20 protein-coding genes are annotated in these 25,450 nt (G+C 73.3%); 4 read left to right on the plus strand and 16 right to left on the minus strand.

Annotated features, from left to right (window positions below; all coding sequences use genetic code 11):
- Positions 1 to 38: 38 nt before the first annotated feature.
- Genes DVR05_RS12610 through DVR05_RS12625 form a run of 4 tightly spaced genes read right to left on the minus strand, consistent with a single transcriptional unit; the run spans position 39 to position 5,022 of the window.
- Positions 39 to 1,073 (minus strand): hypothetical protein, encoded by a 1,035-nt coding sequence (locus DVR05_RS12610; RefSeq protein WP_198659154.1) that lies wholly within the window; start codon positions 1,071 to 1,073, stop codon positions 39 to 41.
- 40 nt (positions 1,074 to 1,113) lie between these two features.
- Positions 1,114 to 3,381: a TRAP transporter fused permease subunit gene (locus DVR05_RS12615; RefSeq protein ID WP_116246055.1), complete on the minus strand. Its 2,268-nt coding sequence runs from the start codon at positions 3,379 to 3,381 to the stop codon at positions 1,114 to 1,116.
- Positions 3,382 to 3,420: 39 nt separating this feature from the next.
- Positions 3,421 to 3,972: a DUF1850 domain-containing protein gene (locus DVR05_RS12620; RefSeq protein ID WP_116246056.1), complete on the minus strand. Its 552-nt coding sequence runs from the start codon at positions 3,970 to 3,972 to the stop codon at positions 3,421 to 3,423.
- A gap of 9 nt (positions 3,973 to 3,981) precedes the next feature.
- Positions 3,982 to 5,022, minus strand: a complete 1,041-nt coding sequence (locus DVR05_RS12625) for a TAXI family TRAP transporter solute-binding subunit (protein WP_116246057.1) — start codon at positions 5,020 to 5,022, stop codon at positions 3,982 to 3,984.
- Between the two features lie 265 nt (positions 5,023 to 5,287).
- On the opposite strand from DVR05_RS12625, the gene DVR05_RS12630 reads away from it, so the two are divergent.
- Positions 5,288 to 6,370: a TAXI family TRAP transporter solute-binding subunit gene (locus DVR05_RS12630; protein ID WP_232832128.1), complete on the plus strand. Its 1,083-nt coding sequence runs from the start codon at positions 5,288 to 5,290 to the stop codon at positions 6,368 to 6,370.
- On the opposite strand, the gene DVR05_RS12635 is transcribed toward DVR05_RS12630, so the two are convergent.
- The 7 genes from DVR05_RS12635 to DVR05_RS12665 form a co-directional block, all read right to left on the minus strand.
- Positions 6,367 to 7,794, minus strand: coding sequence for a HAMP domain-containing sensor histidine kinase (locus DVR05_RS12635; protein ID WP_116246058.1), 1,428 nt, complete (start codon positions 7,792 to 7,794; stop codon positions 6,367 to 6,369). The genes DVR05_RS12630 and DVR05_RS12635 overlap by 4 nt on opposite strands.
- Positions 7,776 to 8,465 (minus strand): response regulator transcription factor, encoded by a 690-nt coding sequence (locus DVR05_RS12640; protein ID WP_116246059.1) that lies wholly within the window; start codon positions 8,463 to 8,465, stop codon positions 7,776 to 7,778. Before DVR05_RS12640 ends, DVR05_RS12635 begins: the two co-directional genes overlap by 19 nt.
- A gap of 133 nt (positions 8,466 to 8,598) precedes the next feature.
- On the minus strand, positions 8,599 to 10,329 hold the full coding sequence (locus tag DVR05_RS12645) for a glycerol-3-phosphate dehydrogenase/oxidase (protein ID WP_116246060.1): 1,731 nt from the start codon (positions 10,327 to 10,329) through the stop codon (positions 8,599 to 8,601).
- Between the two features lie 282 nt (positions 10,330 to 10,611).
- On the minus strand, positions 10,612 to 11,163 hold the full coding sequence (locus DVR05_RS12650; protein WP_116246061.1) for a hypothetical protein: 552 nt from the start codon (positions 11,161 to 11,163) through the stop codon (positions 10,612 to 10,614).
- 74 nt (positions 11,164 to 11,237) lie between these two features.
- Positions 11,238 to 12,125 carry a lytic transglycosylase domain-containing protein gene (locus tag DVR05_RS12655; RefSeq protein WP_116246062.1) on the minus strand — a complete coding sequence of 296 codons (888 nt, stop codon included), beginning with the start codon at positions 12,123 to 12,125 and terminating at the stop codon, positions 11,238 to 11,240.
- Between the two features lie 198 nt (positions 12,126 to 12,323).
- On the minus strand, positions 12,324 to 13,430 hold the full coding sequence (locus DVR05_RS12660) for a GuaB3 family IMP dehydrogenase-related protein (RefSeq protein WP_116246258.1): 1,107 nt from the start codon (positions 13,428 to 13,430) through the stop codon (positions 12,324 to 12,326).
- Positions 13,431 to 13,570: 140 nt separating this feature from the next.
- Positions 13,571 to 14,701, minus strand: coding sequence for a kelch repeat-containing protein (locus tag DVR05_RS12665; protein WP_116246063.1), 1,131 nt, complete (start codon positions 14,699 to 14,701; stop codon positions 13,571 to 13,573).
- A gap of 242 nt (positions 14,702 to 14,943) precedes the next feature.
- Between DVR05_RS12665 and DVR05_RS12670 the strand changes: the two genes are divergently transcribed.
- The gene (locus tag DVR05_RS12670; protein WP_116246259.1) at positions 14,944 to 16,158 is read left to right on the plus strand and encodes a GTP-binding protein; all 1,215 of its coding nucleotides are present in this window, start codon (positions 14,944 to 14,946) and stop codon (positions 16,156 to 16,158) included.
- 114 nt (positions 16,159 to 16,272) lie between these two features.
- Here the strand turns inward: DVR05_RS12670 and guaB are convergent, their stop codons facing one another.
- The 4 genes from guaB to groES all read right to left on the minus strand — a co-directional run bounded on the left by guaB (position 16,273) and on the right by groES (position 20,957).
- The gene (gene guaB, locus DVR05_RS12675) at positions 16,273 to 17,763 is read right to left on the minus strand and encodes an IMP dehydrogenase (protein WP_116246064.1); all 1,491 of its coding nucleotides are present in this window, start codon (positions 17,761 to 17,763) and stop codon (positions 16,273 to 16,275) included.
- 301 nt (positions 17,764 to 18,064) lie between these two features.
- Positions 18,065 to 18,715: a sigma-70 family RNA polymerase sigma factor gene (locus tag DVR05_RS12680; protein WP_369974526.1), complete on the minus strand. Its 651-nt coding sequence runs from the start codon at positions 18,713 to 18,715 to the stop codon at positions 18,065 to 18,067.
- A gap of 202 nt (positions 18,716 to 18,917) precedes the next feature.
- The gene (groL, locus tag DVR05_RS12685) at positions 18,918 to 20,528 is read right to left on the minus strand and encodes a chaperonin GroEL (protein ID WP_116246066.1); all 1,611 of its coding nucleotides are present in this window, start codon (positions 20,526 to 20,528) and stop codon (positions 18,918 to 18,920) included.
- 120 nt (positions 20,529 to 20,648) lie between these two features.
- Positions 20,649 to 20,957, minus strand: a complete 309-nt coding sequence (gene groES / locus DVR05_RS12690) for a co-chaperone GroES (RefSeq protein WP_116246067.1) — start codon at positions 20,955 to 20,957, stop codon at positions 20,649 to 20,651.
- Positions 20,958 to 21,229: 272 nt separating this feature from the next.
- Between groES and DVR05_RS12695 the strand changes: the two genes are divergently transcribed.
- Positions 21,230 to 22,486 (plus strand): class I SAM-dependent methyltransferase, encoded by a 1,257-nt coding sequence (locus tag DVR05_RS12695; RefSeq protein ID WP_116246068.1) that lies wholly within the window; start codon positions 21,230 to 21,232, stop codon positions 22,484 to 22,486.
- 362 nt (positions 22,487 to 22,848) lie between these two features.
- The gene (locus DVR05_RS12700) at positions 22,849 to 24,954 is read left to right on the plus strand and encodes a hypothetical protein (protein ID WP_116246069.1); all 2,106 of its coding nucleotides are present in this window, start codon (positions 22,849 to 22,851) and stop codon (positions 24,952 to 24,954) included.
- A gap of 93 nt (positions 24,955 to 25,047) precedes the next feature.
- On the opposite strand, the gene DVR05_RS12705 is transcribed toward DVR05_RS12700, so the two are convergent.
- Positions 25,048 to 25,401: a hypothetical protein gene (locus DVR05_RS12705; RefSeq protein WP_369974527.1), complete on the minus strand. Its 354-nt coding sequence runs from the start codon at positions 25,399 to 25,401 to the stop codon at positions 25,048 to 25,050.
- Positions 25,402 to 25,450: the final 49 nt, after the last annotated feature.

A 25,450-nucleotide genomic window follows, 5' to 3' on the forward strand; every position in this document is an offset into this window, starting at 1 on the left:
ACGAGGCGCCACCGGGCGGACCACCGGTTTTCCCGGTGTCAGGCCCGGCCGTCCTCCGCCCGGGGGCGCGGGTCCACCCCGACCGCCGCCATCGCGTGCGCGACCCCGGCCCGGGGGTCGCCGAAGAAGGACCACGGCAGGTCGCAGTAGTAGCGGCCGACCGCGCCGAGGTGCCAGCGCGCGGCCTCGGCGACCTCGGCCCGGTGGAAGGCCCACCCGAACAGGTGGTGGGCCTGGACGTCGCGTTCGTGCGGCACCGCGGCCGACACCCAGTCCCGGGCCGCCTCGAACAGCTCGCGGACGGCCTCGCCGTGCAGACGGCCCAGGCTCATGCTCGCGATGTGGTCGAAGGAGCCCTCCGCGGTGAGCCGTCGCCGCTCGGCCCGCAGGTGCTCGGCGTGGGCGAGGGCGAGGACGGCGGGCAGGGGGTCGCCCTCGGGCGCGCCGTCCGCCGCCGCGCCCGCGACCGCGAACATCTCCTCGGTCGACCCGCCCCGGGCCGGGGACAGGGAGCGGACCCGGGTCATGTGCGCGGGGAACAGGTGCGGCGCCCGTCGGCTCACCTCGTCCCAGATCCGGTCCCTGTCCTCCCGGTCCGCGCGCAGGCCCATGGCGACCGTCTGGAGGGCGGCCCAGGGCGCGGCGTCGTCGGGGCGCAGGCGCGCGGCGGCCTCCAGCGGGGCGCGGGCCTCGATGAGCGCCGCCTCCAGCGCCTTGCGGTCGGCCCGGCCCGTGGCCTGGCCCCCGACGGGCCGGGCGGCGGCGCGCGCGAGCAGGACGTGCCCGAGCCAGAGCAGGACGTCGGCCTCGTCGGCGTCCCCCTCGGCCAGGGAGGCGACCTCGACCACCCGGTCGACGGCGGCGCGGCCGAGCGCCTCGGCCCGGTGGGCGCGGGCCTCGGCGTCGTCGCGGTCCTCGCCGAGCAGGGTCAGCCCCGCCGTGACGCCGCCGTCGCGCACCGCCTCGCACGCGGACCGCAGGACGGGTTCGGTCCCGTACGCGGCCGACACCAGCGCCGTCTCGATGCCGGTGCCGGTCGGCACCCGTCCAGGAGTCCGTCGGAATCGCCACATGTGTGTTGATCCTAGGTGGTGGGACCCGGCGGAGGATCCGCTACGCCTCCGTCCGGGCCGTGTCCTCACCGGGCTCCCGCGCCGGCGCCGCAGCCGTCGGCGCGTCCCCACCGCCCCGCGGCCCGCGGCGGCCGACCGCCTGGAGGGCGATGAGCGCCGCCCCCAGGACCGCGCCGGCCAGCACGAACCAGTGCGGGGCCACCGCGGTCGACAGCGCCCGCTCGGCGAGCGCGGCCCACTCGGGTCCGACCATGACCAGGGCCGCGGCCAGGATCAGTCCGAGCCGCTCCCCCGGCGTCGTGCGCCGCAGGAAGTGCCCCTCGATCGCGATCGCCGCCGCCGCGAGCGCCACGCACCCGCCGAGCACCGCGGCCACCAGTTCCAGCACGGGGCCGTCCACCGCCAGCAGCGCGGAGTAGGCCATCATGACCGGGATCAGGTAGAGGCCCTTGGCGAACTTCCACGCCGCCGCCCCGGCCCGCATCGGCTTGGCGCCCGCGATCCCCGCCGCCGCGAACGCCGCCAGCGCCACCGGAGGCGTCACGTTGGAGTCCTGGCTGTACCAGTACACGATCATGTGCGCCACGAGCACGGTCAGCCCGAGCTCGCCCAGGGCGGGCACGGCGAGGACCGAGATGACCACGTAGGAGGCGGTCACCGGCAGCCCGAAACCCATGATCAGCGACGCCACCGCCACCATCACCAGGGTGAGCAGCAGGTTTCCGGCGAACACCGTGACCAGGACGTTCGACAGCGTCAGCCCGAGGCCGGTGAGTCCGACCATCCCGACGATGATCCCCGCCACCGCGCACGCCACCGACACCGGGAGGGTGTTGCGGGCGGCCATGACGAACACGTCCACCAGGTCGCTCGGCGACAGGCGGCTCCCCGCCCTCAGCATCGCCACGGCCAGCAGCGCGCCGCACGCGTACAGGCCCGCCTGCGTGGGCGGCACGTACTGGAGCAGCAGCACGACGAGCAGCAGCAGGGGCAGCAGGAAGTGCCAGCCCGCCGCCAGCACCAGGCGCAGTCTCGGCAGGTCCTCGCTCCTGGCGACGCCGATCCCGTGCTTGCGCGCCAGGATGTCCACGAACAGGAACATCACGCCGAAGTACATGAGCGCCGGGATGACGGCGACCTTGACGATGTCGGCGTAGGGGATCCCGGTCCGCTCGGCCATGATGAACGCTCCCGCGCCCATGATGGGCGGCAGGATCTGGCCCCCGGTCGACGCGGCCGCCTCGACCCCGGCCGCGTCCTCCCTGCGGTAGCCGACCTTGCGCATCAGGGGGATGGTGAAGGGGCCGGAGGTGACGACGTTGGCGATGGCGCTCCCGGACACCGAGCCCATCATGGCGCTGCCGAGCACCGCGCCCTTGGCGGGGCCGCCGACCATCCGCCCGGTCACCACGTACGCCAGCCCGACGAAGAAGTTGCCGCCGCCCGTCCTGTTCAGCAGGGCGCCGAAGAGGATGAAGACGAACACGAAGGTCACGACCACGCCCAGGGTCAGGCCGTAGACGCCGTCGCCCAGGTAGGCGTGCGTGGAGATGCGCTGGATGGTCGCGCCGGTGTGGCCGAACTGTCCGGGGATGAGCGGGCCGATCCACGCGTAGTACACGAAGGCGACCACGACCACGACCATGATCGTCCCGACCGCCCGGCGGGTGGCCTCCAACAGCACGACCATGAGGATCAGGCCCAGCACCCAGTCCAGTCCGGTGTAGGCCCCGGCGCGCGCGGCCAGTTCGTCCTGGTACCGGAGCGGGTAGACGCTCACGACGACGGCCGCCGCGACCAGCACCAGGTCCAGGGCCCAACCGGCACCGGTCAGGACGCGCCGGGCGGCGGCCTCGCGCGGGTCCCCGCCGTCCTCGGCCGCCGCGCCGTTCCGCCGCCGGGGGATCAGCGCGCGGACGAGGGTCAGGGCCGAGAACCCGGACGTCCGGTCCAGGTCGAAGGGGCGCCTCAGGAGGAAGACCAGGACCATCACGAACAGCAGGTGGGTGATCCGCTGCTGGCGCGCGTCCAGTCCGGCGAAGAGCGCGACGTAGAGCTGGAAGAGGGTCAGGGCGACGGCGAGCACGACCACCACCACGCCGACCGCGGTGGCCGCGCGGCCCCGGCCCCACCGCTCCGCGGCCACCCGCCGCCACAGCGGGCCCTCGCCCGCGTCCCGGCCGTCCACGTCCGGAAGCACGTCCGCCGAGGTCCCGGTCCTGCCCGTCCGGGTCCCGGATCCGCTCCCGTCCCCGGCGGTGTCGGGGGCGGCGCCCTCCGGCGGCGCCTGTGGTGGGGTGTCAGCCATGATCTTTCCTCGGGTTCTCGTGCGCAGGGCGGGGGATGGTCAGCACTCGGGCCGTGGAACGCGGCCGAGCAGCAGTCGGAGCGTGGAGACCCGCGCGGGGGCGATGACCACCCGGTGCGAGGTCAGGCACGGGGAGAGCCGTATCTCGGTGTCGGAGGCGCGCAGGCGGTGGTCGACCGCGGCGGAACCGGGGCGCAGCACCAGTTCGGCGCCGACGTCGCGGCCCATGTCCTCGACCACCCACCACTCGCCGTCGGCGTGGGCCTCACCCGCCCCGGTGACCCGGCCCATGCCCGCGCCGTACTGGACGAAGCGGGTGGCCTCGGCGACGATGCGGCCGTCGCGCACGACCAAGTCCTCCTCGATCGGCAGCCCGTCGATGGAGTGGACGTAGGCGATGGTGAAGGTCCCGCCCTCCGTGAGCGGGACGGTGCCGAGGGGGGTTCCGTCGTCGGTCAGGCGGAGTGCCGGCCACACGGGCGCCAGCAGGACGGCGGCCGCCGCGGCCAGGAGGAGGGCCGCGGTCCGCGGGCGCCGACGGCGGTCGGCGCCCGCGGACGGCCGGTCGGTCGGTTCGGATCGAGCGGCCACGGGGACGGCCTACCCCTCCGTCTGGGCCACGAGCTCCTCGGGCAGCTCGATGCCCTGTTCCTCGTAGAACCGGGCGGCGCCGGGGTGCACCGGCACGGGGCTGTTCAGGATGGTCTCGGGAACCAGGTACTCCTCGGCCGGGGCGTGGGCGGCGAGGAGGGTGTCGATGTTGTCGAACATGGCGGCCGTGATCTCGTAGGCCTGGTCCTCGTTGAACTCACCGCCGACCACCAGCGAGTTCCACACCGCGATGGTCTGGACGTCCTCGTCGACGCCCGGGTAGGTGCCGCCCGGGATGGTGTGCTCGGTGTAGCTGTTGGTTCCGGCGGTGATGGCCTCGCGCTCGTCGTCGCACATGTTGATGAGGTGCACGTCCTCGGTGGTGGCGAGCTCGGTCAGCCCGCCGTGCCCCTGACCGACCACCCACGACCCGGCGTCGAGCTGGTCGTTGCGCAGCGCGGTGTCGGTCTCGGCGTACCCGAGGTTCTGGATGTCGATGTCGCCCAGGGACATCTCCAGGGCCGCGAAGACCGCGGTGGTGGTGGTGCGGTTGCCGCTGCCGGGGGCGCCCACCGAGTAGCGGGTGCCGAGCACGTCGCGGAAGCACTCCAGCCCCTCCTCCTCGGCGGTGGACTCCAGGGTCACCGTGTGGAAGACGTTGGGGTAGAGCACGGCGAGCGCGTAGGACTCGACCGGGCTGCCCTCGAACTCCGCGGTGCCCTCGAACGCCTGGCCCGCGGCGTCGCCCTGGACGATGGCGATGTCGGCGTCGCCGTTACCGATGAGGCGGAGGTTCTCCACCGAGGCGCCGGTGGTCTCCGCGGACCCGGTCTGTCCCTCGATGTTCTCCTCGATGACGGTGGCGAGGGCGCCGCCGAGGGGGAAGTACACACCGGTGGAACCGCCGGTGGCGATGCTGAGTTGTTCCCGGACGGCTCCCTGGCCGATCCCGGCCTCCTCCTCGGCGGCCTGGTCGGCGGGCTGGGCGCAGCTCGCCAGCAGGAGAACGCTGACGGGCAGGGCGGCCAGGGACGGCACGGCGCGTCGCATGGTCGAGTCCTCTCGGAATCCTTGGGGGGTGGTGTGGAGCGGACGGCGCCGGAGTCAGGGGTCCTCCCGGGGATCGCCCGGGGGTCGGGGACCGGTTCCGGCGGGAGCCGCTCCAGGGAGAAACCTAGCGGGAACCGGTCGGTCGCGGACAGTGTTCGCTCCGGGTTTTGAGGCTCCGCTGAGGTTCCGGCCGTGTTGCTAACGTCTGACCATGACGTGGGCGCGGAGTCACGATTCGTGGTCGATTGTGCGGACCTCCGTGACGATGATCCTCACGGCGGCCCTACTCACGGGTTCACTTCCGCCGCACGAAACCCTCCTCCGGCTGTCCGTCGGCACGGGCGGCGAGGGCGGGGTCTACTTCGAGTACGGCTCCGGGCTGGCGGGCGCGGTCGGCGCCGGAGCCGACGGCGCCGAGATCGTCGCGGTCCCCACCGCCGCCAGTGTGGAGAACAACCGGCTGGTCGCCGCCGGGGCCGTGGACGCCGCCTTCACCCTCGCCGACGTGGCGGCCCTGGCCGTGGCCGGGAAGCCCCCGTTCGACGAACCGCTGCCCGTCTCCGCGATCGCGCGGCTGTACGACAACCACACCCACCTGGTGGTCCGCGCGGGGTCCGAGCACACCGAGATCGGCGACCTCGCGGGCGGCACCGTGTCCCTGGGCGCCAGCGGCTCCGGCACCGAGATCATGGCCGAGCGACTCCTGTCGCTGGCGGGCCTGGCGGAGATCACCGAGGAGGAGCGCGCCGAGGGGGCCGACGGCGTGGTGTCGGTGCGTCTGCCCATCGGCGAGTCCGCACGGGCCCTGGAGGAGGGGCGGGTGGACGCGTTCTTCTGGTCGGGCGGCCTGCCCACGCGCGCGGTGGCCGACCTCGCCGCCAGGACGCCGATCCGGCTGATCGACCTGACGGAGTACGTGTCCCCGCTGGTGGAGGAGTATGGCGAGCACTTCTCGGAGATGCCCGTCCCGGCCGGAACCTACCCCGGCGTCCCGGCCGTGCGCACGATCGGCGTGCCCAGCCTGCTCGTGGTCAACGAACGCATGCCGGACGAGGTGGCCGGGGAGCTGACCCGGCTGCTCTTCGAGTCGCGTCCCGACCTGGTCGGGGTCCACCCGGTCGTGTTGAGCCTGAACCCGCGTTCGGCGATCGCCACGCTGCCGGTCCCCCTGCACCCGGGGGCGGCCGCGTACTACCAGTCGATCAAGTACGCCTACGAGGAGCCGGGTTCCGCGGGACGAGGCACACCGCGGAGCGAGGAACGGGCGACAGTCGTCGCCGGGGAGGGGGAATCCCTGCCTCGTGGGCGCCCGAGCCCGGGCCGAGGCGAAGCGGAGGCCCGGAGCTAACACGGCAGACGCACGCGGGCGTCGATCCCGTGGGGGACGCGCGAGCGGAGGGTGAGCCGGGCGCCCTGGAGCTCCAGCAGGGTGACGACCACCGACAGCCCCAGCCCGCTGCCGCCGACGCCGTCGTGCCCGTCCCGCCAGAACGGCCGGGTCGCGTCGGCCAACCGCTCCTCGGACAGCCCGGGCCCGTCGTCCTCCACGTGCAGATCGACGTGGCCGGCCCCCCCGTCGCCCCCCTCGGCGCCGCCGTCCGCCCCGGGGAACGGCCCCCGCACGCGCACGACGACCCGCACCCCCGCGCCGCCGAACTTCAGCGCGTTGTCGATCAGCGCGTCCAGGGTCTGGTCCAACGTCCCGTCCACACACCTGACCCGCGCCCCGGACACGCCCTCCACAGCCAGTTCCGCCCCCGCCCGCTCGGCGATGGGCGACCACGCCGCGACCCGCTCCTCGGCGACCGCGCGCACGTCCTCCCACACCGTGGAGTGGTCGGCGTCCTCCGTCCGGGCCAGCGTGAGCAGGCCGTCGCAGACCCGCGTCAGGCGGTCCACCTCGTCCAGGGCCAGCCGGTGGCTCTGGCGCCCCTCCTCCGGCAGGTGCCGTGCCAGCGAGTCCACCCGCAGCCGCAACGCCGCCAGCGGGTTGCGGACCTGGTGCCCGGCGAAGGCCACGAACATGCGCTGGCGCTCCAGCATCGTCGTGATCGTGTCGGCCATCTGGTTGAAGGACTCCCCCAGCCGCCGCAGCTCGACCGGCCCGGCCGCCGTCCGCACCCGCGTGTCCAGACTTCCGCCGCTCACCGCGCGCGTCGCCTCGTCCAGGTCGTCGATCGGGCGCAGGACCCAGCGGGTGAGCGGACCGGCGGCGGCGATGCCCGCGACCATGAGCGCGGTGACCGCGGCCAGCGCCACACCCCACTGGACGAGCGTCGCCCGGCGCAGCGCCCCGGTCGGGGAGGCGGTGACCGCCGCGCCGACCACCTCCCCGGCCCCGCCGACCGGTTCGGCGACGATCAGCGGCCCCTCCTGCCACGGCCAGACCACGGTGTCGGCGCCCATCCGGTTGCCCGCCAGGGCCGTGCGCACCTCGGGCGGCATCTCCCCGCGCTCCCCGGCGTCGGGGTCGAGGTCGGCCAGCGTGACGCCCTCGCGGGAGGCCGCGACCACCGTGCCGTCCCGGTCGACGACGATCGCGGTGATGCCGTACAGGCGGTCGTAGGAGACCAGTTCCCTGGTCAGGCTCCCCGCCGAACCGGTGACGACGCTGGGTTCGGCGAGCCCGGCGAAGCGCGCGGTGTCGTTGATCCGGTCGAGGAGCATGCCCGCGGTCCCTCGGGCGGCGATGCTCCCGCACAGCGGCAGCGCCAGTCCCAGGCACCCGGCCACCAGCAGGGTCACGTAGACGGTCACGACGCGGCGGCGCAACGCTCACTCTCTTCGGGGACGAGGCGGTAGCCGACACCGCGCACGGTCTCGATGACCCCCGGGACGCCCAGTTTGGCGCGCAGCGTCCCCACGTGCACCTCCAGGGTGCGCCGTGCACCCGGCCAGTCGGTCCGCCACACCCGCAGCAGCAGCCGCTCGCGCGAGACCACCGCGCCCGCCTCCCGGACGAGGGCGGTGAGCAGGTCGAACTCCTTGCGGGTGAGGTCGACCCGCTCGCCCGCGCAGGTGGCGGTGCGGGTGGCGGGGTCGACGGTCACCGCGCCGACGGTGAGGGCGGAGCCGCCCCGGCGGCCGGTCCGCCGCAGGACCGCCTCCATCCGGGCGCACAGCTCCTCCAAGGCCAGGGGTTTGACCACGTAGTCGTCGGCGCCCGAGCGCAGGCCGCGCACGCGTTCGCGGCGGTCGCCCCGGGCGGTGACCATGATGACGGCGGTGTCGCCGCCCTCCCGGCGTTCGCGCAGGCGGCGGCAGAGTTCGATGCCGTCCATGTCGGGCAGGCCGAGGTCGAGCAGGACGATGTCGACCGGCGGGGCCGCGAGCGCGGCCTCGGCGGTGCGGGCCTGCTCGACCAGGTACCCGTGGCCCTCCAGAGCGCCCGCGAGGGCGTCGGCGAGCCGGACGTCGTCCTCGACGAGGAGCACCGTGATCATGGCTGGGGGTCCTTCGCGGTGGTGTCGGGGCTTCGCTACCGCACCTTAGCGGGGCGCGTGTGCCCCAGACCACACGGGAGGTGGCGGCGGCCCCACAGGCCGCACCGCCACCGGACACGCCCGGAACGCGGGGTCAGGTTTGGGCGGACCGCCCGGCGTCGGCCTCCGGCACGATCTCCGGCGCCCCGTGCTGGATGGCGTCGGCCTCCTGGTCGGTGTCCTGCTCCTGGGCCGCGCGCTCGGCCTCGATGCCCTTGCGGTAGTACTCGACCTCGCGCTTGACCTGCTCCTCGTTCCATTCGAGCGGCACCGCGAGCAGTTCGGCGGCCTCCTCGGCGGCGGCGATCCCCCGGTCCCAGGTCTCGAAGGAGATCCGGGTGCGGCGGGACAGGACGTCCTCCAGGTGGCGGGCGCCCTCGGCGAGGGCCGCGTAGACGATCTCGGCGCGCAGGTAGTCCTCGGCCCCGGCGAGCGGGCGGCCCAGATCGGGGCGTTCCCGGATCAGGGTGAGCAGGTCGTGGACGGCGGATCCGTAGCGGCGCAGCAGGTGGGTGACGCGGGAGACGTGCAGCCCCGAGTCGCGGGCGAGCCCGTGGCGCTGGTTGTACAGGGCGGCGTACCCGTCGGCTCCGACCAGCGGCAGGCGGTCGGTCACCGAGGACGGGATCCCGCCGCCCAGACCGTGCGCGACCGCGTCCACCGCGTCCTTGGCCATGACCCGGTAGGTGGTGTACTTGCCGCCCGCGATGAGGACCAGACCGGGCACCGGGTGGGCGACCGTGTGCTCGCGGGACAGCTTGGAGGTCTGCTCGTCCTCACCGGACAGCAGCGGACGCAGTCCGGCGTAGACCCCCTCGACGTCGTCCCTGCCCAGCGGGGTGCGCAGCACCTGGTTGACGTGGTCGAGGACGTAGTCGATGTCGGCGCGGCTCGCCGCCGGGTTCTCCTTGTCGAGGTCCCAGGCGGTGTCGGTCGTGCCGATGATCCAGTGCCGTCCCCACGGGATGACGAACAGGACGCTCTTCTCGGTGCGCAGGATCATCCCCGAGGACGCCTGGATGCGGTCGCGCGGGACGACCAGGTGCACGCCCTTGGAGGCGCGCACGTGGATCTGGCCGCGTCCGCCGACCATCTCCTGGATGTCGTCGGTCCACACCCCGGCGGCGTTGACCACCTGGCGGGCGCGGACGCGGATCTCGTCACCGGTCTCCAGGTCGGCGGCGCGCGCCCCGACCACGTGCTCCCCCTCGCGCAGGAAGCCGACCGCCTGGACGCGCGAGGCGATCCGGGCGCCGAGTCCGGCGGCGGTGCGCAGCACGGTGGTGACGAAGCGGGCGTCGTCCACCTGGGCGTCCCAGTACTGGACGGCCCCGGCCAGGGCGTCCCGTCTGAGCGCGGGGAAGACGCGCAGGGCCCCGGACCTGGTCAGGTGCCGGTGCGCGGGCAGGCCGCGGTTGTTGCGCGAGGTGAGGGCGAGGGTGTCGTAGAGGGTGACGCCCGCGCCGATGTAGAAGCGTTCCCAGTGGTGGGAGAACGGGAAGAGGAACGGGACCGGCCGGACCAGGTGCGGGGCGATGGTGGTGAGCAGCAGCCCGCGTTCGGTCAGCGCCTCGCGGACGAGTTCGAAGTCGAGTTGTTCCAGGTAGCGCAGACCGCCGTGGATGAGCTTGCTGGATCTGCTGGAGGTGCCCGAGGCGAAGTCGCGTGCCTCGATCAGTCCGGTGGACAGTCCGCGCGACACCGCGTCCAGCGCGATGCCCGCCCCGACGATGCCCCCGCCGACGACGAGGACGTCGAGTTCCTCGTCGGCCATCGACGCGAGCGCCTCGGTGCGCGCGTCCGGTCCCAACCACGTGGTCGCCATCCGTCGTCCTCCGTCTCGATGGTGCTCCTTCCAGACGGATACCCGTCCGGAGCCCCTGTCCATCGGACCGGTCAGAGGCTCCCAGGCTAACCGGGGGACACCGTCGGCGCTGGTCGTCACCGTGTCGGCGGGCGTGTCACGTACGCCGCACGAGCGGGGCGGCGGGCATGGCCGAGGAGGGTCACAAGGTGCTCGACGAGGCGGGCCCGCGCCATGTGCGGAGCACGCGCGAGAACCTGTTCGACGTGCTCACCCCGCAGCGGCGCGCCCGGCTCCTGGACATCAGCCGGACACCGCTCGCGCGCCTGGAGGGGGACCGACCGCGACCGCCTTCGGCCCGAGCGCCTCCAGACGGCGGATCATCCGGTACACGATGAGCAGCGGCACGATCCCGAACACCCCGAAGGACATGTCGATCAGCTGCCAGAAGAACGGGATTCCCCGGATCGGCCCGCAGATCAGGGCCAGCGGCACCACCATGACGCAGGCGATCATGCCGAACTGGACCACCCACACGTTGCGCACCGGATCGCGGAGCGGACCGTAGAAGGCCACCGCGATCACCAGGTGGGCGAAGGCCAGCCAGTCGGTCCCGTAGAGCACGAAGGGGTACTCGCCCTCGACGGCGTCCAACCCCGTCCGGATCTGGCCCACCCAGTGGGCCAGTCCCGGGAAGACCTCCGCGACCGGCGCGAACGGCCCCTGGAGGAGTGATTCGAGCAGGCGTACCTCGGCGGGCAGGGGGAAGGCGGTCACACCGCTGACCACCAGGCCCACGATGAAGAGAACGATCCAGATCCGGATGCGGCGCAGCAGAGCCGTACGTGTGTCCACACTCCGGACTCTAGCCCCGCCCTCCCCGACCGGCCCGGCGCCCCCACGGCGACGGGCCGCGGGGCTCGGTCCGGTCAGGACACGGCGGCGTAGGCGTGCGCGTAGGCCAGCACGTCGTTGACGTACTCCGTGGAGCGGTTGTACGCCAGGATCGCGCTCTCCCAGTCCGCCGCCACCGTCAGGTCGCGGCCCTCCGCGCACAGGTAGCGCGCGGCGGACAGGGCGGCGTCGTCGATGTCGTGCGGGTCGGGCGCCCCGCCCTCCAGCGCCGTCCCCCACCGCTCCCACGTGCGGGGGATGAACTGCATCGGGCCGACCGCGCGGTCCCACCGCTCGTCGCCGTCCAGCTCGCCGCCGTCGGTGTCCGCGATCGCCTGGGTGTTGTTGGCGCCGTCCAGCGGGATGCCGATGACGTCCACGGTCGTGGTGCCGTCGGGGCCGATCTCGCCCCCCGCGTACGTGCCGTGGCGCGACTCCACGTACCCGATCCCCGCCAGCGTCGGCCACGACAGCCGGCACGAGGGCTGCCGCTCGTCCATCACGAGCTGGGCGCTGGCGTACCCCTCCAGCGCGCGACGCGGGATCCCCGTGGCCTCCGACACCTCGTCGAGCCACGCCGCCGTGGGGCGCGGAGCCCCCGAGGCCGGGCTCTGCCGTTCGTCCGCACCCGGTCCGGTGCCCGCCGCGCCGTCCCCGCCGACCGCCGACCCGGCCGAGGGCTCGTCCTCGGCGGTCACCTCCGCCCGCGCGGGCGGCCCGGTCAGGTCCGTGACGGGCGGCGTCGCGATACCGCCGTCGGCGGCTCCCGCCCCCACCGGACCGCCCCACTCGTCCATGGCCGTCGAGATCCGGCCGACCGCGTAGACGATGCCGCCCGTCAGCAGCAGGCACACGGCGAGTGTCACGCAGACGGCGGCCAGGGGCCCGTTCCACCGGGCACCACGGCGTTCGTGGTGAGCCATTCGGTCCTCCAGGGTCCGGGTCAACGTCGGGTCATACGACGTCAAAATCCGGACTATGGTCGCACAAGGCCGCCATCCCGTCACGGGGGGCACGGGGCGTGTGCCGCGGACGCCGCTCCGCCGCGCGACGGCCGCCAACGGACCGGGGGCGTCCCGCCCACCGGCGGAACGCCCCCGGCGGGAGACCCTCGCGGCCGGTCAGCGGTGCGGGTTCACCACGACCTCGACCCGCTGGAACTCCTTCAGGTCCGTGTACCCGGCGGTGGCCATCGTGCGGCGCAGCGCCCCCATGAGGTTCATGGAGCCGTCGCTGGTGGAGGCCGGGCCGTGCAGGATCGACCTCAGGTCGCCGATCGTGCCGACCCTGAGCCGTTCGCCGCGCGGCAGCTCGCCGTGGTGCGCCTCGCTGCCCCAGTGGTAGCCGCCGCCGGGCGCCTCGGTGGCGCGCGCCAACGGGGAGCCGACCATGACGGCGTCCGCGCCGCAGGCCAGGGCCTTGGCGATGTCGCCGCTGCCGGTCATCCCGCCGTCCGCGATGACGTGCACGTACCGGCCGCCGGACTCGTCGAGGTAGTCGCGACGGGCGGCGGCCACGTCGCCGACGGCGCTGGCCATCGGGACCGCCACGCCCAGCACGGAGCGGGTGGTGTGCCCGGAGCCGCCGCCGAAGCCGACCAGGACACCGGCCGCGCCGGTCCGCATCAGGTGCAGGGCGGCGGTGTAGGTGGCGCAGCCGCCGACCACGACCGGCACGTCGAGGTCGTAGATGAACTGCTTGAGGTTGAGCGGCTCGGCCCGGCCGGAGACGTGCTCGGCGGAGACCGTGGTGCCGCGGATGACGAAGAGGTCGACCCCGGCGTCGACGACCGCCTTGTGGTACTGGGCGGTGCGCTGGGGCGACAGGCGCGCGGCGGTGACGACGCCCGCGTCGCGGATCTCCTCGATCCGGCGGCCGATCAGCTCCTCCTGGATCGGTGCGGCGTAGATCTCCTGGAGGCGCTGGGTCGCGGCGACGTCGTCGAGTTCGCGGATCTCCTCCAGGAGCGGCTCGGGGTCCTCGTACCGGGTCCACAGACCCTCCAGGTCGAGCACGCCGAGACCGCCGAGCTGGCCGATGGCCACGACGGTCTTCGGGGAGGCGACACTGTCCATGGGGCTGACCATCAGCGGCGTCTCGAACCGGTAGGCGTCGATCTGCCACGCGATGGACACCTCCTCGGGGTCGCGCGTACGCCGGGCGGGCACGATCCCGATCTCGTCGAGCTCGTAGGCTCGGCGCCCGTTCTTCCCCAGCCCGATCTCCACCTGAGCCAACGCCTGATCCCCCTCGAAGGTGTGCTGCGCCGGACACTCGACCGGCACGTTCGCTGCCGCGGAGAGTCTATCCGCCCGCGGGGCGCACTCCCGCTCTCCACTCCCCGGCGGACCGTCGTCCGGTGGGTCCGTCAGACGTCGACGCCGACGCTGACCCCGACCGTCTCGCAGCCCCGGCCTCCCCAGCCGAGCAGGGTGTCCTCGGCCACGGGCACGAGCGGACCGCAGTAGTCGGAGGTCTCCCGGACCCACTCCCGATGGGTCCGCCCACCGGCGGTGTCCCACAGGCTGAACTCGCCGGGCGCGGTCGCCAGCAGCGTCGTCCCGTCCACGGCGGCCATGTCGCCCGACAGGAGGAGGGCGGTCCGCACCGAGACGGCGGGGCGGAAGGCGGAGTGGTCGGCCTCGTCCACCGGCTCCGCCCGCCCGTCGGCGCCGATCTCGTACCGCGTCACGGTCTCGCCGTCGCACAGCACGAGCAGGGCCGTGCCGCCCGGGCCGGCCGCCAGCCCAGTCTCGGCGGCCGTCCCACCGGCCTCCGGGACCACCCGGACCGCCGCGGCCTCGTCGCCCACGCGGAAGGTCGCCGTGAAGATCTCCCGTCCCGTGCTCCCGACCGCCACCACGGTGTCGCCGACCGCCGTCAGGTCGTAGACCGCCGCGCCCGGTTCGCCGTCGAGGGGCAGGGCGACGGTGTCCCAGGCGTCCTCCTCCGGCGCGTAGACCAGGAAGTCGTGCCGGTCCGTCCCCCGGCCGCGGTCACCGCCGCCGACGACGACGTGCTCCCCGACGACCACGCCGCGCGCCTGGGAACGGGCCTGCGGCGCGTCCGCGACCGGCTCCCAGGAGTCGGCCTCCGGGTCGTAGAGCGCCCCGTCCCGGGCCAGGTGCGCGTCCTCGTCATCGGCGTAGGTGGGCGTGAACCCGCCCCAGACCAGCATCCGCTCCCCCACCATGACGGTGGTGTGCCGGGTCCTCGGCTCCAGGTCGACGTCGGCCAGGGTGCGCCAGGCGCCGGTCCGCGGGGAGTAGGCGGCGCCGTCGGCGAAGGAGTCGTGCTGGCCCGCCGCGTGACCGCCCCAGACCAGCAGCTCCTCCCCCGACCAGACCAGGCCGTGGTCCTCACGGGGGGCGAAGGGCGCCGGCGGCAGCTCGTCCACGGTCACCCCCACCTCCCACGGCTCCGCCCCGGCGATGGCGCAGGAGGCCACCACCGGCAGGAGGGCCAACGCCGGGACGACCGCCCCGAGCCCGCGTCGCATCCGAACACACCTTCCACGTCCGTCGGGCGCCAGGCCGCGCCCACCGGGGGCGGAGTCTAACGGGGGACGCGTCGGCGGCGTCCACCCGCGTGACCTCACCGTGGTCGCGGCTGCCCTCCCCGGCGCCGGGGCACGACCCCCCGCATGAAACGGGTATGATTATCATTATCAATCGAATGCCGTCCGCGACCGGCCCCCACCGGGCGGGGCGCGCGGGCGCGGCGGGGAAGGGACGGGCGGGTGTGAAGACGGCGAAGACCGGCCGGCTACCGGTGACGGTGTTCTCGGGGTTCCTCGGGGCGGGCAAGACGACCCTGCTCAACCACGTGCTGAACAACCGGCGGGGACTGCGCGTGGCGGTCATCGTCAACGACATGAGCGAGATCAACATCGACGCGGGCCTCGTACGCGACGGGGGCGCCCTGTCGCGCACCGAGGAACGGCTCGTGGAGATGACCAACGGCTGTATCTGCTGCACCCTCCGCGACGACCTGCTGGAGGAGGTCGACCGGTTGGCCGCCGAGGGCCGCTTCGACCACCTGCTCATCGAGTCCAGCGGTATCTCCGAGCCCATGCCCGTGGCCGCCACCTTCGCCGTGACCGGCGAGGACGGCACCACACTGCTCGAACGCGCCGAACTCGACACCCTGGTCTCCCTCGTCGACGCGGTGAGCTTCCTCGACGAACTCGGCCGCGGCGACGACCTGGTCACACGCGGCCTGGACGCCTACGAGGACGACGAACGCACCGTCAGTGACCTGCTCATCGACCAGGTCGAGTTCGCCGACGTCATCGTGGTCAACAAGCTCGACCTGGTCACCCCCGAACAGGCCGACCGGGTCGAGGCAGCCGTCCGACGGCTCAACCCCCCGGCCCAGATCATCCGCGCCGTCCGCGGTGAGATCGACCCCGCGCGTGTGGTCGGCGCCGGACTGTTCGACCTGGAACGCGCCGCACGCGCCCCCGGCTGGGTGGCCGAGCTCAACGGCGACCACGTGCCCGAGACCGAGGAGTACGGCATCTCCAGCGTCGTGTTCCGCGCGGACCGGCCCTTCCACCCCGGCCGGCTGTGGGACCTGGTCGCCGAGCGCCTGGACTCGGGCGAGTTCGGCCGCGTGCTGCGCTCCAAGGGCTTCTTCTGGCTCGCCACCCGCGCGCGGATCACGGGACTGTGGTCGCAGGCCGGCCCGGTCGCCCGCTTCGAACCCTCCGGCACGTGGAGCCCCGCCGACGCCCTCCTGCTCGGTCACACCGACGGGGGGCACACGGTCGGCGAAGCCGTCTCTCCCCGCCAGGAGCTGGTGTTCATCGGCACCGGTCTGCGCCACGCCGAGCTGGACGCGGCGTTGCGCGCGTGCCTGCTCACCGACGCCGAACTCTCCGTCTCCTGGGAGGATCTGCCCGACCCCTTCCCCGCGTGGGACGTGCGCGAGGTGCACGCGGGACACGCGCACTGACGCGGCCCGCCGTCGCCCTCGACGGACGCCCTCGGCGCTGATCCCCGCCCGGCGGCACCGAGGGTGCCGCCGGGCGGGAGTCGGGTCGGAGCCGGACCGGGGCCGCGGCCCCGGTCAGCGCGCGTTGTAGTTGGGCGCCTCGACGGTCATCTTGATGTCGTGCGGGTGACTCTCCCGCAGGCCCGCGCTGGTGATGCGCATGAGCTGACCGCGCTCGCGCAGTTCGTCGATCGTGCGGCTGCCCGCGTACCACATCGACTGGTGCAGACCGCCGACGAGCTGGTGCGCGACCGCCTGGAGCGGGCCGCGGAAGGGCACCTGGCCCTCGATGCCCTCGGGGATGAGCTTGTCCTCGGCGGCGACCTCGGCCTGGGCGTAGCGGTCCTTGGAGAAGGAGCGGCCGCGCATGGCGCCCAGGGAACCCATGCCGCGGTAGGCCTTGAACTGCTTGCCGTTGATGAAGATCAGCTCGCCCGGGCTCTCCTCGACCCCGGCCAGGAGGCTGCCCAGCATGACCGTGCTGGCCCCGGCCACGATCGCCTTGGCGATCTCGCCGGAGTACTGGAGTCCGCCGTCGGCGATGAGCGGCACGTTCGCCGGGCCGCACGCCTTGGCGGCCTCCAGGATCGCGGTGAGCTGCGGCGCGCCCACACCGGCGACCACGCGCGTGGTGCAGATGGAGCCGGGGCCGACCCCGACCTTGACGGCGTCGGCGCCGGCGTCCACGAGCAGCTGGGCCCCGGCGCGGGTGGCGACGTTGCCCGCCACCACGTCGGCGCGGGAGTTGGCCTTGAGCTTGGCGACCATCTCGGCCAGGCCCGCCGAGTGGCCGTGGGCGGTGTCCACGACGATGAAGTCGACCCCGGCCTCGATCAGCAGCTTCGCCCGCTCCTCGGCCTCGGTGCCGACGCCGACGGCGCCGCCGACGACGAGACGGCCGTCGGCGTCCTTGGTGGCGTTGGGGAACTGCTCGCTCTTGATGAAGTCCTTGACGGTGATCAGGCCGCGCAGGCGGTTCCGGCCGTCCACGAGCGGCAGCTTCTCCACCTTGTGCCTGCGCAGGAGGTCGAATGCCTGCTCGCGGGGGACGCCGACGGGGGCGGTGACCAGCTCACCCGTGGTCATCACGTCGCGGACCAGGCGGGAGCGGTCGGTCTCGAAGCGCATGTCCCGGTTGGTGACGATGCCGACCAGGGAGCCGTCGGGGTCCGTGACGGGCACGCCGGAGATGCGGTAGTGGGCGCACAGGCGCTCGACCTCGGCGAGGGTGTCGTCGGGGCGGCACGTGACCGGATCGGTGACCATGCCCGCCTCGGAGCGCTTGACCAGGTCGACCTGGCTGGCCTGGTCCTCCGCCGACAGGTTGCGGTGCAGGACGCCCGCGCCGCCCTGGCGGGCCATCGCCACGGCCATGCGCGCCTCGGTGACGGTGTCCATCGCGGCCGACAGCAGCGGGATGCTCAGCTCGATGTTGCGGGAGAGCCGGGTGGTGGTGTCCACCTCCCCGGGCTGGAGGTCGGAGTAGGCCGGGACGAGGAGCACGTCGTCGTAGGTCAGCCCCGGAGGCAGCAGTTTGTCCCCGTAGTCGCTGTACTCGTCGCTCATGACACAACCTCCGCAATCCCGGCACACCTGCGCGGATTCGCCCCCGCGTGTCACCTCATCCTAGGCCGTGGTCGCGGGCGCCTCACGAGGAAGGAAGCGTTTGCCCGGTCACCACGGCCGGAAAGTGACCAGTCTCACTGTTTGAGACCGGGGCGGGCGTGACCCTCGGTCACCGCCGCGCGGGCGCCCCGAACCGCGTCAGCGCAGACGTCCGCGCCGGGTCGCCGGGTGGGCGCAGTAGCCGTGCGGTGCGGTGGGGCGGCGGGGGCAGACGGGACGGGAGCGTCTTTTGCGACCGTGCTCACGGGAGGAGTCTGTTCGCCAGGGCCACCTGCCGAAGCCGAGCGATAGCTCGGTGCTGGGCAACCCGTACCGCTCCAGCCGACATTCCAAGTACATGTCCCGTCTCATCCGCCGTCAGGCCGGCGATCACTCGCATGACCAGCAATTTCCGTTGTCTCTCCGGGAGCTCGTCCAACAGCTCCCGCGCCCGTTGGGCCTCGATGACCCGGACCGCCGCCTCCTCTGGGCCCGGTCCGTCGTCGGGCTGCTCCGGAACGGCGTCCGTGGGCACCAGCTCCACGCGTCCGGCGCCCCGCAGGGTGTCGGCCACCTTGTGCGCCGCGATACCGAACACGAGGGCCGCGAAGGGCCGCCCCCGGTCCTGGTAGCGGGGGATGGCCGTGAGCAGGGCGATGCACACCTCCTGGGCCACGTCGTCGGAGTAGTGGGCCAGCCCGGAGACCCGCGCCAGGCGGGCACGACAGTACCGGACCACCATGGGTCGGACCTCGCGCAGCAGCGAGTCCATGGCCCCGTCGTCCCCCTGGACCGCGAGTGATCCCAGATGATTCAAACCCGTGTCGCGCGCTGGGTCCGCATCCCGGTGCGTTCCCTCCCGGTGCGTTCCCGGCCGCGCGGTAACGCCCCCCCGGGCGCCTGCATCCGTCACGTAACGAATGATGCCCCCAACGCGGGACCCAACCGCTCCAATCGACAACTACGGAATGGTCACGTTTTGGGAAAAACGCCCGAAAACACCACACTTCTCGTGGGGCGAACCGGGAATACCGTGGTAGTGGACGGGGGTGGGGCGACGACGCGCCCCACCCCCGAACGAGATGCCCCGGAGCCGACGCTCCGGCGGCCGACTCCTAGTGGCTGTGCCCGTGGCCGTGGCCGTCCTCGTCCTCCTCCTCGGGCTTGTCCACGACCAGCGCCTCGGTGGTCAGGAGCATGCCCGCGATGGACGCGGCGTTCTGGACGGCGGAGCGGGTGACCTTGACCGGGTCGATGATGCCCTCGGCGGTCAGGTCGCCGTAGGTGTCGGTGGCGGCGTTGTAGCCGTGGCCGACCTCCAGCTCGGAGACGCGGTGCGTGACCACGTAGCCCTCGGCGCCCGCGTTCTCCGCGATCCAGCGGGCGGGCTCGACCAGGGCGCGGCGGACGATCGCCACACCGGTGGCCTCGTCGCCGGTCAGACCCAGGTCGTCCAGGGCCGTGGAGGCGTGCACCAGGGAGGCGCCGCCACCGGCGACGATGCCCTCCTCGATGGCCGCGCGGGTCGCCGAGATGGCGTCCTCCAGGCGGTGCTTCTTCTCCTTGAGCTCGACCTCGGTGGCCGCGCCGACGCGCAGGACCGAGACGCCGCCCGCGAGCTTGGCCAGGCGCTCCTGGAGCTTCTCGCGGTCCCAGTCGGAGTCGCTGGCCTCGATCTCCTTGCGGATCTGGCGGACGCGGTCCTCGACCTCGCTCTGCGCACCGGCGCCGTCCACGATCGTGGTGGCGTCCTTGGTGACGGTGACGCGGCGGGCGGTGCCCAGCACGTCCAGGTCGGCCTTCTCCAGAGTCAGGCCGACCTCCTCGGCGATGACCTGGCCGCCGGTCAGGACGGCGATGTCCTGGAGCATGGCCTTGCGGCGCTCGCCGAAGCCGGGCGCCTTGACCGCGGCGACGTTGAGCATGCCGCGCATCTTGTTCAGCACCAGGGCGCCCAGGGCGTCGCCCTCGATGTCCTCGGCGATGATGAGCAGCGGCTTCTTGTCCTGGACGACCTTCTCCAGGAGCGGCAGCAGCTCGTTGAGGTTGCTGATCTTGCCCTGGTGGATGAGGATCCGGACGTCCTCCAGCACCGCCTCCTGGCGGTCGCCGTCGGTGACGAAGTAGGGGGAGACGTAGCCCTTGTCGAACTGGAGGCCCTCGGTGAAGTCGAGGTCCAGGCCGAAGGTCGGGGCCTCCTCCACCGTGATGACGCCGTCCTTGCCGACCTTGTCGAACGCCTCGGCGATGAGGTCGCCGATCTGCGCGTCCTGGGCGGAGTTGGTGGCGACGTAGGCGATGTCGGCGCGCTCCTCGACCGGGCGGGCCCGCTCGACGAGGATCTGCGACACCTTCTCCGCGGCGGCGTCGATGCCCTTCTTCAGGGACATCGGGGACGCGCCCGCGGCGACGCTGCGCAGGCCCTCGCGGACGAGCGCCTGGGCGAGCACGGTGGCGGTGGTGGTGCCGTCACCGGCGGCGTCGTTGGTCTTGGTCGCGACCTCCTTGACGAGCTGGGCGCCCAGGTTCTCGTAGGGGTCCTCCAGCTCGACCTCACGGGCGACGGTGACACCGTCGTTGGTGATGGTCGGGGCACCGAACTTCTTGTCGATGACGACGTTGCGGCCGCGCGGGCCGAGCGTCACCTTGACTGCGTTGGCGAGGCTGTCGACGCCCCGCTCGAGGGCGCGGCGGGCGTCGTCCTCGAACTCCAGGATCTTCGGCATGTGAGTGCTTCCTCTTGTGGTCACAAACGAACATCCCGCCCGCCCGGCGTGGCGCCGACCGGTGCGGGATGCGGAGAACTGGCTGGCCGGGGGGCTCGGAGCGAGCCCCCCGGTCGAGACCTACTTCTCGACGACCGCGAGGATGTCGCGGGCGGACAGGACCAGGTACTCGTCACCGTCGTACTTGACCTCGGTGCCGCCGTACTTGCTGTAGAGAACGACGTCGCCGACGTTGACGTCCATGGGGACGCGGTTGCCCTTGTCGTCGAGGCGGCCGGGGCCCACGGCCAGGATCTCGCCCTCCTGCGGCTTCTCCTTGGCGGTGTCCGGGATGACCAGACCGGAGGCGGTGGTCTGCTCGGCCTCCAGGGTCTTGACCACGACGCGGTCCTCAAGCGGCTTCAGCACGGTCTTGGTGGCGGTCGACACTGTGTGACCTCCCCTTTCAAGGTTTCGGTGTCCTGTACATCGGCCCGCGCGCGAGCACGGACCGGTTACGAAAAAGGGGCGACCGCGGCGGCCTGTCGTCGCGGGTGCCAGACCGGCCTCGTCGCGGTTAGCACTCTACCCCCGCGAGTGCCAGAATGGAAATGTGGCGGGGACCGCTGGTGAGCGCCGCCACCTGCCCGGAGCGCGTGTGTCGGGGCGCCCGGAGCGTACCCGTATCCGCGCCGCCCACACCGTCGAACGAGGGAGGACCCATGCACGTGCCCGCCTTCGCGGCCCTGCTCACCGACGCGGGCCAGGAGGTGCTCGCGGGCGTGGATCCGAAGGCGGCCTCCGCCGACCGGCTCTCCGCCGCCTCCCGCCTGCGCGCCGACCCCCGAGTCGCCGCGCTCGACCCCGACCTTCCGGTGTCCGACCTGGTCAACGCGGTCCTCACCCAGGTGGGGCTGCGCGAGCGCGCCAGGGCCAAGTTCGGCGACCGGGCCGAAGAGATGTACTTCACGCCCGACGGACTGGAGCAGTCCACCCGCCGGACGGTGGCCGACCACCGCGCCGGGCGCACCGCCGCCGTCGCCGACGGGCGCCCCGCGGGCGACCTGTGCTGCGGGATCGGCGCCGACCTGCTCGCCCTCGCCGAGCGCGGCGTGTCGGTCGAGGGGGTGGACGCCGACCCGCTGACCGTCGCGGTGGCCCACGCCAACATCGCGGCCCTCGGCCTGGCGGACCGGGCCCGGGTGCGCGAGGGCGACGTGACCGAGGTCGCCCCCGGCGCCCACCCGCTGCTCTTCTGCGACCCCGCGCGGCGCGGCGGCCGGGGCCGGGTGTTCGACCCGGCGGCCTACTCGCCGCCGTGGGACGTGGCGACCGGCCTGGCCCGGGGCTCCTCCGCCGCGTGCCTGAAGGCGGCGCCCGGCATCCCGCACGAGGCGCTCCCGTCCGACGCCGCCGCCGAGTGGATCTCCGTGGACGGCGAGCTGAAGGAGGCGGCGCTGTGGTTCGGGGAGCTCGCCGACGGCCCCCGGCGCCGGGCGACGGTTCTGCACGAGCGCCCCGGGCTCCTCGCCTCGGAGGGGGCGGTGGCGCACCTGGACGAGGCCCCCGGACTCGGCCCGGCGCCCGTGGCGCCCGCGCGGCGCTACCTGTACGACCCCGACCCCGCCGTCGTGCGCTCGCACCTGGTGGCCGAGGCGGCCGCCCTGGTGGACGGCGCGCTGCTCGACGAGCGGATCGCCTACTTCACCTCCGACCGGTCCGTGGCCTCGCCGCTCTGGCGGGTCCTGGAGGTCACCGACGTCCTGCCGTTCTCGCTGAAGAGGCTGCGCTCCGCGCTCCGCGCCCGCGACGCGGGGGCGGTCACGATCAAGAAGCGGGGGTCGGCGGTCGACGCCGAGAGGCTGCGCCGGGACCTGCGCGCCTCCGGCTCCGAGGCGGTCACGGTGGTGCTGACCAGGATCGGGGAGCGTCCGTACAGCCTGCTGTGCAGGGAGGTCGCCGAGCCCGCGCGCGCCTGAGCGGTCCGGCCCGGAAGGGCGGTCCGGTCACGGCGCGCCGACCATATCGTTACCTTCCGCGCCCAGATCTTCGGCGTACCCCTGGGGTGCGGGGGGCGCCGGTCGTTAGACTGTCGGTCGCTGATTGCTTTCCCTTCTCATGGACTCCCCCGGAAGGCCCCCGGTTGATTGACCCGCACGCGGTTCGAGCAACCGGAACCCCACGCCTCACGCGTATACGCTCAGTCACACTTGCGTCACGTTAAGGCGTCATCGCCGCGGGGCGACGCGCGCCCGGGGACCATCGAGAACCCGACCGCCCGGAACCACCGTCCCTTCCTCCGGGCCCGGACGGGAGCGCCAGAACCAAAAGGAGCACCTCGGTGGAACAGACCAATCACAACTTCCTCACTGGGGGGAGCCAGGCCGGGATCTCCGACCGGATGCGCGACCTGCTCTCCCAGGCCGCCCAGGAGCACGTCTCCGAGCAGAAGAGCCAGGGCGCGGTGAGCGAGGAGATGCGCCAGCGACTGGAGGGCATGGAGTGGCTCCTGCGCGAACTGCGCGAGCAGGAGCTCACCAGCCTCTCCGAGGCGGTCACCGCGGTCAACGGTCGGATCGACGGCTTCCTGGAGCGCCCTCCGGAGTGGGCCGAGACCCTCGCCGAGCACATCGAGCTGGTCGGGCAGCAGGTCAAGCCCCTGGCCGACATGCCGTCGCTGCGCGCCGACACGCACCGCCTCGCCGGGCACATGGACACCGCGCTCACCCGCCTCCAGCGGATGGCCGAGACCGGCAACCGCACCGCGGAGAAGGTCGACGACCTCGGCGAGAAGCTCACCGGCCTCACCGAGAAGGTCGAGGCCCGCCTGGACGCCCTGGACACCGCGCTGGCCGCGCTCACGGAGCGGACCGAGGCCGTGGCGGCCTCGCTCACCGCGCTGGACTCGACCCTGGCCGAGCGCCAGGAGACCTTCGAGTCCACCCTCACCGAGCGGCACGAGGCCCTGACCGCGGCCCTGGGCGAGGGCCGCACGGAGATCGCCGAGGCCCTCACCTCCGGGCGCGCCGAGATCACCGAGGCCGTCGCCAACGGCCGCACCGAGCTGTCCGAGGCGATCACCGCCGGCCGCGAGGCGGTCTCCGCCGCCGTCACCGAGGCCCGCGAGGCCCAGGCCAAGGCCGAGGCCGAACTCAGCGAGAAGCTCACCGCCAAGGTGGCGGAGTCCGCCGAGGAGCTGCGCTCGACGTTCTCCGACAAACACGAGCAGCTCCTGGCCAAGCTCCAGGAGAACACCGGCGAGCTCGGCGAGCGCACCAGCTCCCTGGCCGAGGAGCTGACCGCCCTGGCGTCCTCCGCCAAGGAGCGGCACGAGGCCCTCACCGCCAAGGTCACCGAGAGCGTCGGCTACCTGAGCACGCAGGCCGAGGAGAACCACGCCGAGGCCAACGCCGCCATCGCGGACGTCACGGGCGCCGTGGCCACGATGCGGGAGAACCACGAGTCCTCCCTCGCCGACCTCCGCTCCCACCTGCGCCAGCGCCTCACCGAGCTCAACGAGCAGCTGGAGCTGGGCCGCACCGAGGACCGCGAGCGGGACGAGGCCGCGGCCGAGGCACTGCGCGAGTCCGTCAACGAGCGCACCGACGCCCTGAGGGCCAGGGTCGCGGAGGACGCCGAGCGGGTCGCCGCCGACCTGGCCGAGCTGCGCGCGTTCGTCGAGGAGACGACGGCCAGGGCCGCCACGGAGAGCGCCGAGCGGCACCAGACCCTCGCCGACACGCTCACCGAGCAGACCGAGGCGCACCGCACGGCGCTCGACGAGCGGCTGGAGCGCCAGCGCGAGGCCCTCACCGGCAAGGTGGACAACCACCTGTCGCAGATCACCGGCAAGGTCGACCACGAGCTCGGCCGCCTCACCGACCGCTTCGACACCTTCGAGGGCCACTTCGAGGGGAGCTTCGAGGGCATCGAGGGCAAGATCGACGGCATCGACGGGCGCATCGACGGCCTGAACGGGCGCCTGGACGGCCTGGACGGCCGGGTGAACGGCGTCGAGGGCCAGTTCGAGGGGGTCAGCGGGCACTTCGAGGGGGTCGACGGCCGGATGGAGGCCATCGACGACCGCCTGGAGGCGCTCAACCAGCGGCTCAACCAGCTGCCGCAGTCGATGGAGGTCAGCGAGCTGCACCGCCGCCTGACCGAGCTGGTCGACCGGCCGGTGGTGGACCACACGGACAAGCTGGAGGAGATCGACTCGCACGTCACCTCCGCCGTCAAGCCGGTGCTCCAGGAGCTCAAGCAGCGCCCGGACCGGCACGAGTTCGAGGAGACCGTCACCGAGGCGGTGGAGAACTCCCACGACGACATGACCAAGCGCCTCGCCTCCCTGGAGGAGACGATGCTCGCCCTGGCCGAGGCGCTGCTGCGCCCGGGCCGCGACGGCAAGAAGAAGCGCCGCCGCGACGACGACGAGGACGACGAGTAGGAGTCACGGGGCACACGCCCCCGGGCGCCGACCCACCTCGGGGCGCCGGACCGAGCGCGGTCCGGCGCCCTCGGTCGTCCGGGGGGCGGTCGGTTACCCCAGGACGTCACCGGAGCGCAGCAGCGGCGGGTACGGTTCCGTGGCGCCGCCGAAGCGGTGGAGCGAGGCGGGACGCCCCGCCCCGGCCGTGCGGCGCTCCCCCGTCGGCTCGACGAACCCCGCCGTCCGCCGGACCTTGCGCCGGAAGTTGCTGGGGTCCAGCGCGGTGCCCCAGATCACCTCGTACACCCGGCGCAGATCGCTGATGGTGAAGGGTTCGCGGCAGAAGCCCGCGGCCACGGTGGCGTACTCCAGCCGCGAGCGCGCCTCCTCGACGGCGTCGGCCAGGATCCGGCCGTGGTCGAAGGACAGGACGAACCCCGGTGCCAGCGCCTCCTCCGTCGGCACCCCCTTCCGGACCCGCCCCGGGCGTTCGCCAAGCCCGTCGCGGCGGGCT

This window comes from Nocardiopsis sp. FIRDI 009 (genome assembly GCF_003386285.1).
GTDB lineage: Bacteria > Actinomycetota > Actinomycetes > Streptosporangiales > Streptosporangiaceae > Nocardiopsis.